Below are 14,928 nucleotides of genomic sequence, written 5' to 3' on the forward strand. Positions count from 1 at the left end.
CCTTACGCGGTGTGGGCGGGCATCTTCAGCAACTGGGCGCGGTAGCGGGCGGCTCCCCTGGTGGCGGTCTGGCCGCCGAGCGCGACCACGCCGACGAGCCGGCCCCCGGCGTGGTACCCGACGAGGACATCGCCCTCGGGGTCGCCGTCCAGGATCCTTACGTCGCCCTTGCCGAGGACCGGTGCCCCGAAGGACTGCAGACGGAACTCGTGCTGGTCGCTCCAGAAGGTGGGCAACGGCGCGAAGGGAGCCGACTCCCCGTCCGCGCCGGTGAGGTGGGAGACGAGCACCTTCGCGGCATGCCTGGCCGTGTCGGTGGGGATGGACCAGTGCTCGACGCGGCGGGGTACGGCGTCGTAGCGGGCGTTGGGGAAGCGGGCGACGTCGCCGACCGCGACGACCTCCGGCCGTCCGCCGACCCGCAAGTGCTCGCACGTGAGCACGCCGTCGGCGAGGTCGAGGCCGTTGTTCTCCAGCCACTCGACGTTGGCGACGGAGCCGACCGATTCAACGACCACGTCAGCGGGCAGCACAGTGCCGTCGCTCAGGACCACACCGGTCACGCGGTCCTCGCCCTCGAAGTCGGTGACTCCCGTGCCAAGGGCAAAGCGCACCCCGCGCTCCTCGTGCCGCCGCAGCAGCGCGCGGCCCAGCAGTTCGCCGAGCGGACCGACCATCGGCAGGGGCAGCGGGTCGACGACGGTGACCTGCCGCACGCCGAGTCCCACGGCGGTGGCGGCCACCTCGCAGCCGATGAAGCCGGCACCGACGACCACCACCCGCGCACCGGGGCGGACCAGTTCGTCCCGCAGCCCCTGCGCGTCGGCCAGCGTGCGGACCGTGTGCCGGCCGGCGAGCGGGCCGGGGCAGCGCAGCCGTCGGGGCCGCACGCCGGTCGCGACGACCAGTCCGTCGTACGAGATCTCCGAACCGTCGTCGAGTGCGACGGTCCGCTCGGCGAGCCGGGCCGCGACGACCTTTGTGCTCAGTCGCCACTCCACGTCGGCGGCGGCCGCCTTCGGCGTGAAGCTCAGCGACTCGAAGCGCTTTTTGCCCGCTAGGACCTCCTTGGACAACGGGGGCCGGTTGTAGGGCATGTGGGGCTCGTCGCCGACGACGGTGACGGTTCCGGTCCAGCCCGCGGCCCGCAGTTGCTCGGCGGCGCGCAGCCCACTCAGCGAGGCGCCTGCGACGAGGATGCGTCCGGTCATGCGGCTCAGTCCTCGATCCGGATGGCCTGCAGCGGACATACATCGGCGGCTTCCTCGACGTCGTCGCGCAGCGCCTCTCCCGGGTCAGAGACGTGGACGAGGTGGCCGTCGTCGTCCATGGAGAAGACATCGGGGGCGGCGAAGACGCACTGACCGTGGTCCTGGCACTTTTTCATGTCGACGACGACCTTCATTGGCCGGGCCTCCTGGATGTGGGCGTCGGAGCAGGAAGGGGGAAGGGGAGGGAGTGAGGGGAGCCCGACCGTCGTCGGGGTCCCTCGGCCCAGGGATACGGAGTCCGTAACGCCGACTCATTTGACTCCAAACAACATAGGAAACCGGCGGGCGCCGGTCAATACCTGTCCAGGTGGATAAATTTTTCGGCCACCCCCTTGCGGCCCGGCAACCCTTCTCCATACCGTTCGGGATCAAACGAGAGACTCCGGGGTCTGCCCGCCTCTACGCTCCCGCACCCCGGGTCCTGTCCTCTGCACGCCCCATCCCCAGCGCCTCAGGGCATGGGGATGTCCTCACCCTTCCGCCCAAGGAGACATCGGTGAGCGCATCCGACACCCCAGACACCCGCCGGCACATGGAACGGCTCGCCGCCGAGGGCATCGACGTGGTCCGGGTCGTATTTCCCGACCTCATCGGTACCGACCGCGCCCGCGACGTCCTGCTCGACCATCTACCTTCGGCCATCGCGCACGGCTTGGCCTTCTGCAAGGCCGTCTACCACACCAGCCCCCGGGGAGACGTGGTCCCGGTCAGCGGCGGTCTGGACGCGGGCCTGCCCGACATCACCGTACGGCCGGACCTCAGCACTCTGGCCGCGCTGCCCTGGGAGCCCGGGGTCGCCACCTGCCTCGGCGAGATCGTCGACCCGGCCACCGGAAGCCCGGCCGCCGAGTCGCCGCGCGACCTGCTGCGGGCCGTCCTGGCCCGATGCCGGGAGCGCGGGCTGCGCCCGGTACTCGGCCCCGAGCTAGAGTACTTCCTGCTGGAGCCCGCACCCGGCACGTCCACCGGCTGGCGCCGCTCCCCTCAGGCCACCGGCGCCGTCTACACCGCAGGCCTGCGCGCCGACCCCGAGAACCACCTGCTGCGCACCCTGCGCTCGCTGCGCGACCTGGGGCTCGGTGTCGTCACCGGCAACCACGAGTTCGACGGCGGACAGTACGAAATCAACCTGACCCACTCCGCCGCCCTCGACGCCGCCGACCGCGCCTTCCGCTTCAAAGCCGCCGTCAAGGAACTGGCCCGCAAGGAGGGCAACCTCGCCACCTTCATGGCCAAGCCCTTCACGGACGCGGGCGGCTCCGGCTTCCACCTGCACTTCTCCTGCGAGGACGAGGAGGGCCGCAACGCCTTCGATGACCCGACGGGCGCGTACGGCCTCTCGGCCACCGCACGGCATGCCGTCGCCGGTGTCCTCGCACACGCGCCCGCAGTCGCCGCGCTGGCGAACCCGACCATCAACTCGTACAAGCGCTTCGGCCCCGACACCCTCGCGCCCTGGCTGATCGACTGGGGGCTCGACAACCGCAGCGCCATGGTCCGTATCCCGCCCGAGCGCGGAGGCGGGGCCCGTCTCGAACTCCGCCTCGGCGATGCCAGTGCCAACCCGTACCTGCTTATCGCGGGGGCGATCGCCGCCGCACTGCTCGGCATCCAGGCGGGCGAGGAGCCGCCGACGCCGCTGGAGAGCTATGGCTACGACACCGCCCGGTCGGCCCTGCTCCCGACGACCCTGACCGCCGCTCTGGACGCACTGGAAGCGGACACCGCCCTGACCGACATCCTCGGCAAGGCCTTCACCACCTCCTTCCTCACGTACAAGCGCGACGAGGTCGAACGCTTCCAACGGTACGTCACCGACTGGGAGTTCACCGAGTACTCCTACCACCTGTGACACCGAGAGCCTTCGATGACTGAGATCCCGACCCCCGCTGCGAACGAGCCGTTGCCCCTGGCGGACGTGAACCTCACCGACCTCGACAACTTCACCGACAGCGTCACGCCGTGGCGAATGTTCCACACCCTGCGCCATGAGGACCCGGTGCACTGGCAGCCGGAGGAGGTCCCGAACTCCGGTTTCTGGGCGGTGACCCGGCACGCGGACATCGCCACCGTCGACCGCGACCCGCAGACCTTCACCTCGACGAAGTTCGTCAACCTCGAAGAGGTGGACGACGACCAGATCAAGAAACGCGCCTCCATCCTGGAGATGGACGGCATCCGCCACCGCGCGCTGCGCAACGTGATCCAGCGCCAGTTCGGCGCAAACGTCATCAACGGCTACGGAGACTTCCTGCGCGGCCTGACCGCGAAAACCCTGGACGCGGGACTCGCCAAGGGCTCCTTCGACTTCGTCAAGGAGGTCTCGGCGGACTTCCCCATCAACGTCCTGTCCCGACTGCTCGACGTGCCGCCGGAGGACAACCAGCAGCTCATCGACTGGGGCAACCGCATCATCGGCAACACCGACCCCGACTACGCCGATGTCCTTCTCCACAGTGAGGAGAGCGAGAAGTACCGCGACCTGCCCTTTCGCTCCCCCGCCTCCATCGAGGTCTTCGAGTACGGCCGTGAGCTGGCCCGCCGACGCCGAGGCAAGGACGGTACGGACCTGGTCTCCAAGCTCGTCAACACTACCCCGCGTGACGGAGTGCCCCTGTCCGCACAGGAATTCGACAACTACTTCCTGCTCCTGGTCGTGGCCGGCAACGAGACCACCCGCCACACCATCTCCCACTCCGTGCTGGCCCTCCTCCAGCACCCCGAGCAGCTCGCCCGCCTCAAGGAGGACCCCTCCCTGATCCCGGTCGCGGTCGAGGAGTTCCTCCGCTGGGCCTCCCCCGTCTACCACTTCCGCCGCACCGCCACCCGTGACGTCGAACTCGGCGGCAAGCACATCAAGAAAGGCGACAAGGTCGTAATGTGGTACGCCTCCGGCAACCGCGACGAGGAAGTCTTCGGCAACCCCTACGACTTCGACGTGACGCGGCAGAACAACGACCATGTCACCTTCGGTAAGGGCAGCCCCCACCTGTGCCTGGGCAACCTGCTCGCCCGCACCGAGATCCGCATCATGTTCGAGGAACTCATCCCGAGGATCGCCGCCATCCGGCTAGCCGGCGATGTCCCCCGGGTCCGCTCCAACTTCGTCAACGGCATCAAGAAGCTCCCGGTCGAGGTCACCCTCGCCTGAGCGACCGAAGCCGCCCGCGGCCTCTCGTCCCCGGGCGCGTTGGCGCTGCGGCCAGCAGGGTGTGCGATGCGGCGGGGAATGTAAATCTCACGGCCGTTGATGCATAGACACTCCCCTCGAAAGCGCGAGGCTACCGGTAGTTCGCAGTGCCTGATCGCGCCACGGCCGGCCGCGATACCAGCGCGGCCATTGGAGACGGCTGCGCTGTTACGCGTGCCGGCCGGGCGCCCCGTCAGGGAGTCGCGGTGGGATCGATACCGAGCACGATGGTGCCGATGGCGCCTTGGTTGAGGGTGCTGCCGGCCAGAGTTATGGCGAGGAGTGTCGACGACCCTCCCTTGCGGTAGATGCCGTCCTGGGAGTTGAGAGTGCGGAGGACGGTGTTGGTCCGATACGGGGCTAAGGCGGCCACCTGGGTGTTGTAGTTCTCGGGGAAGTACAGCTGGCCGGTGTGGGAGACATGCCCACCCTGGTACGTGCCGCCGGAGACGGTGCCGCCGACATGCGTCTTGACGTGAATGTGCAGGGCTCGACCGACGTACCAGCCTGGGTAGATCGTGGTGAACTCGGCGACGCCGCTGGAGTCGGTCAGCTGAACACCGCGCAGGAAGGTGGTGTCCGGTGTCGACCCGCCGGCGACGTAGCCGGAGTAGATCCCGACCGCGTCGCATTGCCAGATGTCGACGGCAACATTCGGCAGTGGGTCGCAGGTTCGCGTGTCGATCACAGTCGTGCGCAGGGTGAGCGGCACGCCGGCTTTGCCCTCGGTGATGTTCTTGCGGACCGTTTCCAAGTCCAGGTAGTAGGGGCCTTCTGTCTGTTCGGGGGTGAGCACGCAGGCGGCTTCGAGTTGTGCGGCTACCAGCGACTGCTTGTCTTGCGGGCTCGCCCGAAGAGCCTCGGGGACCACAAGTCCTGCGGCGGTAAGTGCCAGTGCGGTGGCACCGAGTCCGGTGAGGACTGCGCGACGGGACGTGTTCTGACGGTCACTGGACGGGTCGCTCTGGGGGTTGGGTGAATCGCTCATGGCTCGGAAAGGTAGGCGAGAGACATGTCCATGACTAGATAGTCTTTTGGCCACAAACGATTTGCTCGCTGTGCAGGTATGCGCCGTCGGTGCGCGGCGCATACAGCAGGTACACCGGACTCTTCGGTTGCCGTCCTCTCGGGGAACCGGTGAACCGCCCACTGACACCGTGTCCTGCATGGTCAGTTGCTCGGTGGCCGGGTCATGGGGAGTGGGCGGTGGGGATGGATCGTGCCGGACGGACTCTGGGAGATCGCCAGACCTTTGCTGCCGTCGGTGCGGGTGTGGCCGCAGGGCGGCGGGGTGGCCAACATCGATGACGAGGCGGTGTTCGCGGCCATCGTCTACGTCCTGGTCAGCGGTTGTGCCTGGCGGGACCTGCCCCCGTGTTTCGGGGCGTCGACGTCCACGGTGCACCGCCGGTTCCTGATCTGGTTGCGTGCGGGTGTCTGGGGACGGCTGCACCAGAAGGTGCTCGAACTGCTCGACCGCCAGGGCCTCGTCGACCTCTCCCGGGCGGTGCTCGACTCCACTCACGTCCGCGCCAAAAAAGTGCCCCTGTGGTTTCCGTCAAGCGGCGGCCGGGACGGGTGGCTGGTAGAAGGTGCCGTCTCGGAGCATGGCGAAGAGGACGTCGATGCGGCGTCGGGCCAAGCAGACGAGAGCCGCGACGTGGTGTTTTCCTTCGCGTCGTCTCCTGCCATAGGAGGCGCGGGGGTCAGGCTGAGACAGTGAGGCGAATGCGGCGAGGTAGAAGGCCCGTTTGACCTGTTTGTTGCCTCACCCGCTGGACGCGCCGACCCCCCTCGTCGAGGGGAGTGTCGTGCGGGACGCGCAGACACACCATCCCGGACGCCTTGGCGATGCCGATCGCCGCGACCCGGGCCACCGTGCCGTCGTCGTGCTCCTCCTTCAACTCCTCCATGCTCAGCCTCCCCTCGCACGTGTGCGGGCGGGGCTGCCCGGGGAGCGTGAGGGGAAGGCGGAGAAGCTGAACGGCGTGCCCGAGACGACAGTGCGCGGCCCCTCGGACGGCTCCCTCACCAGACTCTCTTGCGAACTCATGGCAACAACACCGAAGTCCTGCGCTCAGCCCCCGCGTCCGACTAACTCACGGGCTCAACGGTCAGCTCCAAGCGGGATCGACGTCATCCGGACGGGCACCAGCCCCGATTTCTCCCGGCCTCGGGGCGGGAGCGACAGCGACCCGGGATGACTAACAGCCAGCACCGACTACGGGCCAGAGCCGAAGACCGTACAGACCCCGAACAGAAGGTCCCGTCGGAGATCAGATGCGCCTTCATCGATGCGGCCCGTACGGCTTCGGCGAGTGTGGAGGCGAGGGCGGCCAGGAACTCGACTGTCTCGGTGACGTATCGGTAGACGGTGGTGGTGCCGACGCCGGCACCGGCCGCGAGCTGGGCGTAGAGCTGGCCGTTGCAGAGGTGGGCGAGAGTGAGCAGGGCCTGTCAACCCGCACTCAGGCGCCGCCATGGGGTGCAGAGAGGGCGGCTTCTCTCAGGCGGGCTACGAGGAGGCGGAGGGTAGAACTGGACACGTTGACGCCGGGTAGACAAGCACGCGAAGCCTCTGGTCGACGCCGTTCTCTTGGTCGAAAACCCATCCACAAGGGACTTCGCCCGACCGTCAGGCCAACTCCCGGATCCTGCGGCAGGTTGGAGAGGGCTCACTACGTCGGGCCGATGGAGTTGAAATGATCAGAGTGGTGTGCGAGCGCATCCTGCAGGAGCTGATCGAGGCCGAGGCTACCGAGGTGATCGGTGCCGCGCCGCGTGAGCGCCCCGAGACGCGCACGACCTGGTGCAACGGCCACCACGAGCACACCGACATCGGCGGCCACCTGCTCGAACGTCACGCACGGGCCGCGGTTCCTCGCGGCCCGCACCACATCCTCGCGGAAATCTTCCGGATACGGCTTCGGCCCAGCGACATCTTTCTGACCCGCCCCACAGGGCAGGCCAGTTCAGATGCCATCCGATCGTCCATCAGCCCTCCTCCACGTGCGCCGACACCGGACTCGGTGCTGAGCCGTGCCGCGGCCGTCAGTAGTGCCACGGCTTGAATTTCGATGAGCAGGTGCGGATGGGAGAGCTGGTGCACGGCGACGGTGGTTCTGGTCGGTCCCCTCTCGTCGAAGAACTTCGCGTAGGTCTCGTTGTAATCACGGAAGTCGTTCATGTTCACCAGGTAGCTGGTCACCTGCACGACATCGGAAAGGCCGGCGCCGACGGATGCGAGAATGTCACGGATGTTCTCGATCACCGCGCTGGTCTGGGCCCGAATGTCCAGCGCCGTGACGCCGAACTCGTCGACCTTGGCGCCAACGATGGAATTGTCCGCACGGCGACTGCTGGTTCCCGACACGAAGACGAAGCCTCCAGCCACCCGCAGATGCGGGAATCGCCCACGAGGGGGCACCTTGTCAGGGAGGTTCTTGGCATCACCCACTGCTTCCTCCTTATAGTGGCTGGGGCCGGTGACGGTGAGGCAGACACGGCCGAGACCGGACACAACTGCTCCTGCAGCAAGAGCGGTCGCGAGAGCTGCGGCACGGGCGAGCAGGACGGCTCCCGCTTCAAGGGGGATTCCCGTACCTGGTAATCATGCGCAGGGCCGCGGACGCGGCGCGCAGGGAATCGTCCAGTATCGCCGCGATCAAGCCGTGTGCCACCAGCCGGCTGTCGACCTCAAGAAGTACGCCGCGGTTGTCGAGGCCGGCAGGCATCGGTTGCCAGCGGCCGAGCACGAACCCGGCGGCTGAGGCGTTGTCCGCCATGCATGCCACCTCCTGTCGCGCGGCCGAAGTGCCGTCGTTCGTCCGAGGCGGCACGGCGCCCATGCTTGCGGCAGGAGCGATGCCTAACAAATGCCTGTTTGCGATAAAGGTATGCCCGAATGCGCATACCTCAAGACTGTCTTCGGTTCTGTTCGCCTGAACTGGCCGAATCACTCCCATAGTTGGGAGACGCACTCGTGGTCTCGATCGATTGGCCTGATGCAGGTTCAGGTGAGGCGACCCTGCCGGTGTGGACACACTGACAATGGAGCGAGGTCAACCGGCCCGATCGCCGGGTGCGACGCCAGTGCGGCAAGTCCGACCCCGCGGCAGCGACTCCGCGAGTGCTGGGCGTGGAGGACTTCGCGCTGCACGCGGACGCATACGCTCGCTGCTGGTGGACGCCGATACCCGGTTGCCGATCGAGCTGCGGGCGGGACTGGACGCCGAGCAACTGGCTGCCTGGCTATGCGCGCATCCCGGGGTTGTGAGGTTCCCCTCCTGCTGTGGAGACCGTGACCGGAGGGATGGTTGGGGTCATGGCATCCAAGAAGCGCCTCTACGATGCGGAGTTCCGCGAGGGGGCGGTACGGATCGTGACGGAGACCAGGAAGCCGATTCCGGAAGTGGCTGAGAACCTGGGTATCCGCCCTGGGACGCTGCACAGTCGGGTGTCGCGGGCACGGCGCAACGGGTCGCCGTCGTCGGACCGGCCGGTGGCAGAGCCGTCTGCTTCCGGTGGCCGGCTGCGGGAGAGTGAGCGGGCGGAGCTGGAGCGACTGCGGGCCGAGGCCAGGGAGAAGGACAAGCGCATCCGCGAGCTGGAGATGGAGCGTGATGTGTGCAAGCGATTCGTGGCCTTGTGGGTGAAGTAGCTGACGCGGACCGGGCCGTTGCGGTCGGGGTGATCAGTAGCGGCAGGGCCGAGCAGAAGGTTCCATTCCGCACCGCCTGCCGGGCGTTGGGGGTGTCGGAGTCGTGGTTTTACAAGTGGCGCGGCCGTCCGCCCACCGCGCGGGAGACGCGGCGGCAGCACCTGGCGGAGGACATCGAGGAGATCTTCCGCGGCTCCGGGGCACCTACGGCTCACCGAAGGTGTTCATCGAGCTGATTCGCCGGGGCTGGCGGGTGTCGGTGAACACCGTCGCGAAGCTGACAGCCGGGCTCGGGCCGGCCGGACGGAAGGTTCGCCGGCGCCGGTCACCGACCAGGCCGGGCAGGCGGCCCGCGGCCCCGGACTTCGTACGCCGGGACTTCACCGCCGAGGAGCCCGACCTCGTCCGGGCAGGTGACATGACCGAGACCGAAACCGGCGAGGGCAAGCTCTGCCTCGCCACCGTGATCGACCTGTTCTCCCGTCGGCTGCTCGGTTACGCGATGGGTGAAAGGCACGACGCCGAGTTGGTGGTGGCCTCACTCACCATGGCCGCGGCCACCCGTGGAGGCGACGTCCGCGACGTGATCATGCACACGGACAGGGGCAGCGAGTACTGCTCCCGGAACTTCCAGCGGGCCTGCCGCAAGCTGGGCATCACCCAGTCCATGGGCAGAGTTGGATCGTGTTTCGACAATGCCGTGAGCGAGGCGTTCAACAGCGTGCTCAAGGTCGAGTACGTCCACCGGCACACCTTCGCCACCCGCACCGAGGCCCGGATCGGGATCGTCACCTGGATCACCGACTTCTACAACGCCACGCGGCTACACAGCGTATGCGGGTTCAAGAGCCCGATCGACTCCGAACGTGACCATCGAGCCACCCTCGCCGAGGGACTGGCCGCATAGATCGTCTCCACGCTACGAGGGGATTGACACCGAACGAGCCATGAGGGTCCATCGGCAAGCTGACGGACCCTCATGAACGATCGAGGTTAGGGCGAGACCTGTTCGAGCGGGACGTTGCGGGTACGCGGCGCGAACTGAAGGATGATGGCCGCGACTGCCTGGAAGGCAGCGATGAGCAGGAAAGCCCGCAGCGGTGACATGCTACCGACGTGGGGCGCGATCACAAGGATCGCGAAGGCGCCTCCGATATGCCCGACGCCGTCGACCAATGCGAATCCCGTGCCACGAGCTCTTGTGGGGAATAGTTCCGCGGACAAGGCGTACGTCGGACCGACCCACACGTCGAATCCGAAGAAGATAATCACAGACCCGAGGAATGCCACATAGAGGTGTTGGCCACCCATCGCTGTTATATAGCAGCCGATGAACGTGACCACCGCACCGAAGGGCAGCCAGTACCGTCGGTCAATGCGTTCAGCAAACACGGCGGAAAACAGTGCTGCGGCGACGATGCCGAGTACACCGATTACGGCGATCAAACCCGCCTCCGGAGGCGAGTAAACGGCCTTTCCGTCTTTGGTCAGACCCGCCAGTACAACCGTGTAGCCAGAGCTGAATCCATAGACCGTGGCATACGCGAACAGCCACATGGTGAGAAGCAGCACGATGCGCCGTAGATAGAACACACTGCCCAGCAGCTCCTTCAATGGTGCCCTGTCAACCGGACCCACGGGCGCGGCTGCGGCGGGCGGCAGAGGTGGCAACGGCTTCTTGCGGCTGGCATGCAGCTCCATGTCCCTCACCACGAGCTCGGCCTCATCAAGTCGGCCACGGCTCATCAGCCATCGCGGAGATTCCGGGAGTTCGAAACGCAGCACAAGCCCGAAGACGCCCAGCATCGCGCCGATCCCATAGGCCCATCGCCAGCCCGAACCCTCCAGGGCGGTGCCCGCGACAGCGAAGGGGAGCCCCGTCGGCCAGGGCGCAGACGGGGTGGTCAGGACAAGTCCGATGAAGCCGCCGAGGAAGGCCCCCACCGCCGAGAACGCGAAGATGACGGAGGTGTAGCGTGCCCGACCGTTCTTCGGGGCAACCTCACCTATGTAGGCGTTGACGATGGCCAGGTCGGCTCCGATGCCGATGCCGGTGAGTGTGCGCGCGATGACGAAGTTCGCGTAGTCCGGAGCCAGTGCGTTGTACAGGGAGCCGATGCCGGTGAGCACAAGGGTGACCATCAGCATGCGCTTGCGGCCGATCCTGTCTGCTATCGGGCTGAGAATCACCGTACCTACGGCGTACCCGGCCAGATTGAGGAGAAGAACGGTCTTCAGTGTCTGACCGGCGTTGCCGGGTGCACAGCCGGGGCGCAGTTGCACGCAGCTTTGGAGCCAGCTGACGTTGATGTCGAAGATATCGTAGAAGGTGAAGAGGAATCCAACCCCAATGACTCCGATGAAGAGATAGGACAGGCTCCAAACGTCGAGTCGGTCGAGGCGTGCAGTGATCTCCGCAGTGCGGTCAAGGACTGCTTGATCATCCTTGTGATTCTGAGCCACCATAACTTTCTCCCAGAGTTGATCGTTTCGAGGCCGCATGGCCGAGGCTTCGAGGCCCGACTATTTGGTGCAGTCGTAATCGGCCTTGACCGCGAGCAGGTTTGCGTTGTTTGGTGCATTTCCCCGAAAGGAAATTTGCGTGCACGGAGAGCGCGGAAATGCACGACCGAGAATGGCCAGATGAAAATGCTGGAGTTGGCGGGGGTATGCCAATCCGCCGGCGGCTGGGAGCTCAGTCTGCCGACCATAGTGGGTGAGTTCGCGAATGGTCGATTCGTTTCGCAAACGCTAGTCAAGAGATCCGTAAGGCGGTGTGATCTTGTCGGTCGAACGGAGTGCGGGGTGGCCAAGTCGCCGTCCGGGACGGTGGGAGATCGACCAAGGGAGAGGTTGTTGGACGCTGTGACGTCAGGGCGTCACGGGAAATTTGGTTCGATTACCGCACAGAAGTTCATCTGTGGAGGGGATGCTAGAGCGCCATGCTTGATGACGCAACGCTTCGGACGCCGAGCAATGTCACGACTTGACCACGCACGTTGCGCGCGATGCTGCGGGCCCGAGTCATGGAGGACAAGCAGGTCCATCGGCCAGGTACTCCCACGGCCCTGTCCCCCGCCGTCATCCACGTCTACACCCAACTTGCGGCCTTCACAGATCCGGCCCCCGTCGACGACATCGCCCAGGCCGCAGAAACTTCCCACTCCAGCACCTTCAAGGCACTCGTCTCCCTCGAGAAGCGGGGACTCGCCCACCGCGAACGAGGCATCCAGAACGGCCTCAGCCGCTGCCCCGACTCTGGCGCGCCACGCACACCGACCCTGGCCACGCTCCCGAAGAACCCCGCACTGGCCAGGGACCGGACCAGCCGACCACCGGCGCTGTTTCCCTCGGCGGACCAGTTGTCGACAACAGCGATCCGACGCCCCAGTCCCACGGGCCCACCGCCCATAGCCCTGCAGAGAGTTCAGGTGCACCGGCGTTGGAACAGACTGTCTCCTCCGTGCCATTGCCTGCCCAGCACCCGGAACCCGCCGCGTCAGCAAGCCCTCCTGCTTCCCCGACGGAGCCGAGCGCCACGCTCGGGGAGGCCTACGTCGGCTCGTTATCGATCACTCAACGCCCATCCGGGCGAAGCGTTCACTGCCACCAAGATCAGCCGCGTGATCGGCCGCTCGTCCGGTGCCATCGCCGACGCCCTCGTCGCTCTCATCAATCAGGGCCTTGCCGAGCGGGTCACCGATCGCCCGCGCGCCTACCGCGCGGTCCTCCAGGAGCCGACTTCCTACTGACAGGCCGAGGTCGCGCGGGCGGTGGGAGTCTGCCTGGAGAGCGTGCGGCGCTGGAAACGTGTGTGGGAACAGGGCGGAACCCACGCACTGCGACCGCGTCCGACCGGCGGCCGGCCGCCCAAACTCGACGACGCCCAGGTCGCGGCGGTGGAAACGGCGTTGGTGCAGGGCGCCCAGGCGCACGGGTTCGAGGCCGATCTGTGGACTCTGGAGCGGGTGGGTGTGGTGGTGGAACGGCTGACCGGGGTGCAGCTGGCGCGGGCCTCGGTGTGGCGGCTCCTGACCGGGCGGCTGGGCTGGAGCCTGCAGCGCCCCCAGCGCCGGGCCGTCGAGCGGGACGACACCGAGATCGCCCGGTGGATCGCCCACGAGTGGCCCCGCATCAAAAAGGGGCGGTGAAGAAACGTGCCCGGATCGTCTTCTTCGACGAATCGGGCGTGTCCCTGCTGTGAGGTTCCCCCGCTGTGCGAGAGGTGCTGATCAGCTGGTCAGCGCGGGTTGACGGGGTTTCAGGTGCGTCGGTTCGGCCGCCGCCTGCTTGGTGTAGTGCTTCTCCTCGAACTCGATCGGACTGAGCCAGCGGAGCCGTTCCTGGATGCGTCGGCTGTTGAAGAAGCCGTCGATGTCCTCGAAGAGCGCAAGGTGCGCCTCGGCCCTGGTCGCGAAGACGCGACCACGTACGCACTCCGTCTTGATCAGCATCCACAAGTTCTCCGCCAGGGCGTTGTCGTACGAGTCCCCGACGGAACCCATCGGTGCTTGAACGCCCGCTCGTACCAGGCGAGTACGGATCCAGCCGCGCAGGGCCTCGGGATGCACCCCGAGATCGACGGCCAGCTTCTTGATCTGCGGCCTCGGTGCCGTAGTGCGATACATCCGCACAGCACGCTCACGCAACTCCAGCGAGTACTTCCTGGGCGCAGCCATGGTCAATGCTCCTCTCATGGGAACCCTCTGACCCTCTGTCACCATGCTCCGCATCTCTGGGGAATCTCAACCCCCGGCGAGAGCCCTGCGGGCAAGCCGCTCGGCATCCGGAGCCAACCGCGCCAGGTAGCGGTCCTGGTACACCAGCATCAGCGCGTCGTCGGTACTGGCATGGTTGAGTGCGGCCACCGCACACATGTACTCCTCACGGGGGTACATGTCCAGCACGGCGGTGATCCACGCGTCGCGGCCCCATGCACGCCCACGCGCACGCCCGGCAGGTTCCAGATACTCACGGGCGATCAGATAGACCCGGGTGAGATCCATCCACGTATGAGCGGCCGGGACCGCGGTCAGGCCCAACAGCGCCGCACCACAGGACAGGTCCGATCGGACCAGACCTTTCCCGGCAAGGTCACCAATGGTGCCGAGACGGGCAGGAAGAGCTAGTACTCCAGCCGTAGTTCGGTATCTGGGCTGGTCAGCGGCCTGGTGGCGTGGAGTGTAGCGGGGCGCGGGGTGGGCAGGACAGAGCGTGCCAGAACCAGCAGGGCCTGCTTGAAGCAGCTCAACCTCCACCAGACCGAGCGGAGTTCACGCCTTCGGGCATAGATGAGTCACGAGACGTGCTCGACCAGCTCGTGCACGACGTCGAGCATGGAACGATACGGAACCAACGAAGCCCCCCGGCCGATGGCGTGTTGAGTGAGAACACCACACCAACGACGAGGGGCTTCGCCACGTCACCCCCACCTGACCAGCCCATTTCACCCGGCCGGGACAGGATGAAAGAGGTTCACTCACAGAAGTCCTTACCTGACCCTTGACTGGTCTGGACCAATCACGCTTTGCTTGCCGGGATCACCATTCACCCCCCACCTCGGGAGTGGCGCATGAGTACAACCATGCCTAGCAGGCCCCGCAAGCCCGCTTATGGCAGGCGCATGACAGCACTGCTGGCCGTACTGGCCGGCCTCCTCGGCGCGTTCACCGCCCTCGGCGTCGCGAGCCCCGCGGCGGCGGCGGACTGTGTCGCGGCCTGGAGCTCCGGCGCGGTCTACACCGGCGGCATGACCGCCTCCTACAACGGCGACAATTGGCAGGCCAAGTGGTGGACACAGGGCGAGA

14 protein-coding genes and 6 pseudogenes are annotated in these 14,928 nt (G+C 66.6%); 9 read left to right on the top strand and 11 right to left on the bottom strand.

All coding sequences use genetic code 11. The features are described 5' to 3' along the window. Positions 1–2: 2 nt before the first annotated feature. Together ACZ4MF_RS41690 and ACZ4MF_RS41695 are read right to left on the bottom strand one after the other, a co-directional pair. Complete coding sequence (locus ACZ4MF_RS41690) at positions 3–1,211, bottom strand: NAD(P)/FAD-dependent oxidoreductase (protein ID WP_467498614.1); 1,209 nt, start codon at positions 1,209–1,211, stop codon at positions 3–5. Between the two features lie 5 nt (positions 1,212–1,216). Beyond that, positions 1,217–1,405 carry a ferredoxin gene (locus tag ACZ4MF_RS41695; RefSeq protein ID WP_467498616.1) on the bottom strand — a complete coding sequence of 63 codons (189 nt, stop codon included), beginning with the start codon at positions 1,403–1,405 and terminating at the stop codon, positions 1,217–1,219. Between the two features lie 362 nt (positions 1,406–1,767). Between ACZ4MF_RS41695 and ACZ4MF_RS41700 the strand changes: the two genes are divergently transcribed. Beyond that, a complete protein-coding gene (locus ACZ4MF_RS41700; RefSeq protein ID WP_467498618.1) occupies positions 1,768–3,123 on the top strand; it encodes a glutamine synthetase family protein in 1,356 nt (451 codons plus the stop codon). A 15-nt stretch (positions 3,124–3,138) separates the two neighbouring features. Continuing rightward, entirely contained in the window at positions 3,139–4,422 is a 1,284-nt protein-coding gene (locus ACZ4MF_RS41705; protein ID WP_467498620.1) for a cytochrome P450, read from the top strand. A gap of 232 nt (positions 4,423–4,654) precedes the next feature. Here ACZ4MF_RS41705 and ACZ4MF_RS41710 read toward each other — a convergent pair whose 3' ends face one another. After that, complete coding sequence (locus ACZ4MF_RS41710; RefSeq protein WP_467498622.1) at positions 4,655–5,449, bottom strand: intradiol ring-cleavage dioxygenase; 795 nt, start codon at positions 5,447–5,449, stop codon at positions 4,655–4,657. Positions 5,450–5,653: 204 nt separating this feature from the next. On the opposite strand from ACZ4MF_RS41710, the pseudogene ACZ4MF_RS41715 reads away from it, so the two are divergent. After that, positions 5,654–6,001, top strand: a pseudogene (locus ACZ4MF_RS41715) (transposase); the annotation flags it as partial. A gap of 18 nt (positions 6,002–6,019) precedes the next feature. Here the strand turns inward: ACZ4MF_RS41715 and ACZ4MF_RS41720 are convergent. The 3 genes and pseudogenes from ACZ4MF_RS41720 to ACZ4MF_RS41730 form a co-directional block, all read right to left on the bottom strand. Next, positions 6,020–6,229 (bottom strand): annotated as a pseudogene (locus ACZ4MF_RS41720) (IS110 family transposase); the annotation flags it as partial. Then, a complete protein-coding gene (locus ACZ4MF_RS41725; RefSeq protein WP_467498624.1) occupies positions 6,168–6,374 on the bottom strand; it encodes a hypothetical protein in 207 nt (68 codons plus the stop codon). The pseudogene ACZ4MF_RS41720 and the gene ACZ4MF_RS41725, both read right to left, overlap by 62 nt. Positions 6,375–6,723: 349 nt before the next feature. Next, positions 6,724–7,073, bottom strand: a pseudogene (locus tag ACZ4MF_RS41730) (transposase family protein); the annotation flags it as partial. Between the two features lie 39 nt (positions 7,074–7,112). On the opposite strand from ACZ4MF_RS41730, the pseudogene ACZ4MF_RS41735 reads away from it, so the two are divergent. Next, a pseudogene (locus tag ACZ4MF_RS41735) lies at positions 7,113–7,289 on the top strand (transposase); the annotation flags it as partial. 215 nt (positions 7,290–7,504) lie between these two features. Here the strand turns inward: ACZ4MF_RS41735 and ACZ4MF_RS41740 are convergent. Together ACZ4MF_RS41740 and ACZ4MF_RS41745 are read right to left on the bottom strand one after the other, a co-directional pair. Next, positions 7,505–7,918, bottom strand: a pseudogene (locus tag ACZ4MF_RS41740) (RidA family protein); the annotation flags it as partial. 127 nt (positions 7,919–8,045) lie between these two features. Continuing rightward, positions 8,046–8,246: a hypothetical protein gene (locus ACZ4MF_RS41745; RefSeq protein WP_467498626.1), complete on the bottom strand. Its 201-nt coding sequence runs from the start codon at positions 8,244–8,246 to the stop codon at positions 8,046–8,048. Positions 8,247–8,785: 539 nt separating this feature from the next. Between ACZ4MF_RS41745 and ACZ4MF_RS41750 the strand changes: the two genes are divergently transcribed. Further along, complete coding sequence (locus ACZ4MF_RS41750) at positions 8,786–9,121, top strand: transposase (protein WP_467498628.1); 336 nt, start codon at positions 8,786–8,788, stop codon at positions 9,119–9,121. Between the two features lie 253 nt (positions 9,122–9,374). Then, on the top strand, positions 9,375–10,028 hold the full coding sequence (locus ACZ4MF_RS41755; protein WP_467498642.1) for an IS3 family transposase: 654 nt from the start codon (positions 9,375–9,377) through the stop codon (positions 10,026–10,028). Between the two features lie 86 nt (positions 10,029–10,114). On the opposite strand, the gene ACZ4MF_RS41760 is transcribed toward ACZ4MF_RS41755, so the two are convergent. After that, the gene (locus tag ACZ4MF_RS41760; protein WP_467498630.1) at positions 10,115–11,587 is read right to left on the bottom strand and encodes an MFS transporter; all 1,473 of its coding nucleotides are present in this window, start codon (positions 11,585–11,587) and stop codon (positions 10,115–10,117) included. A 1,157-nt stretch (positions 11,588–12,744) separates the two neighbouring features. Between ACZ4MF_RS41760 and ACZ4MF_RS41765 the strand changes: the two genes are divergently transcribed. After that, on the top strand, positions 12,745–12,873 hold the full coding sequence (locus ACZ4MF_RS41765) for a hypothetical protein (protein WP_467498632.1): 129 nt from the start codon (positions 12,745–12,747) through the stop codon (positions 12,871–12,873). A gap of 12 nt (positions 12,874–12,885) precedes the next feature. Next, a pseudogene (locus tag ACZ4MF_RS41770) lies at positions 12,886–13,272 on the top strand (winged helix-turn-helix domain-containing protein); the annotation flags it as partial. An 81-nt stretch (positions 13,273–13,353) separates the two neighbouring features. Here the strand turns inward: ACZ4MF_RS41770 and ACZ4MF_RS41775 are convergent. Further along, positions 13,354–13,800, bottom strand: a complete 447-nt coding sequence (locus ACZ4MF_RS41775; RefSeq protein WP_467498634.1) for an IS3 family transposase — start codon at positions 13,798–13,800, stop codon at positions 13,354–13,356. 66 nt (positions 13,801–13,866) lie between these two features. Continuing rightward, positions 13,867–14,127, bottom strand: coding sequence for a hypothetical protein (locus ACZ4MF_RS41780; protein ID WP_467498636.1), 261 nt, complete (start codon positions 14,125–14,127; stop codon positions 13,867–13,869). A gap of 617 nt (positions 14,128–14,744) precedes the next feature. On the opposite strand from ACZ4MF_RS41780, the gene ACZ4MF_RS41785 reads away from it, so the two are divergent. Next, positions 14,745–14,928: carbohydrate-binding protein (locus ACZ4MF_RS41785; protein WP_467498638.1), on the top strand; the 184-nt coding region annotated here is incomplete at its 3' end.

Source organism: Streptomyces sp. NPDC025793 (assembly GCF_055558375.1).

Coding starts and splice junctions, on each gene's coding strand:
- ACZ4MF_RS41690 (WP_467498614.1), bottom strand. CDS start 1,211: ATGACCGGACGCATCCTCGTCGCAGGCGCCTCGCTGAGTGGGCTGCGC.
- ACZ4MF_RS41750 (WP_467498628.1), top strand. CDS start 8,786: ATGGCATCCAAGAAGCGCCTCTACGATGCGGAGTTCCGCGAGGGGGCG.
- ACZ4MF_RS41745 (WP_467498626.1), bottom strand. CDS start 8,246: ATGGCGGACAACGCCTCAGCCGCCGGGTTCGTGCTCGGCCGCTGGCAA.
- ACZ4MF_RS41775 (WP_467498634.1), bottom strand. CDS start 13,800: ATGGCTGCGCCCAGGAAGTACTCGCTGGAGTTGCGTGAGCGTGCTGTG.
- ACZ4MF_RS41710 (WP_467498622.1), bottom strand. CDS start 5,449: ATGAGCGATTCACCCAACCCCCAGAGCGACCCGTCCAGTGACCGTCAG.
- ACZ4MF_RS41760 (WP_467498630.1), bottom strand. CDS start 11,587: ATGGTGGCTCAGAATCACAAGGATGATCAAGCAGTCCTTGACCGCACT.
- ACZ4MF_RS41695 (WP_467498616.1), bottom strand. CDS start 1,405: ATGAAGGTCGTCGTCGACATGAAAAAGTGCCAGGACCACGGTCAGTGC.
- ACZ4MF_RS41725 (WP_467498624.1), bottom strand. CDS start 6,374: ATGGAGGAGTTGAAGGAGGAGCACGACGACGGCACGGTGGCCCGGGTC.
- ACZ4MF_RS41780 (WP_467498636.1), bottom strand. CDS start 14,127: ATGGATCTCACCCGGGTCTATCTGATCGCCCGTGAGTATCTGGAACCT.
- ACZ4MF_RS41705 (WP_467498620.1), top strand. CDS start 3,139: ATGACTGAGATCCCGACCCCCGCTGCGAACGAGCCGTTGCCCCTGGCG.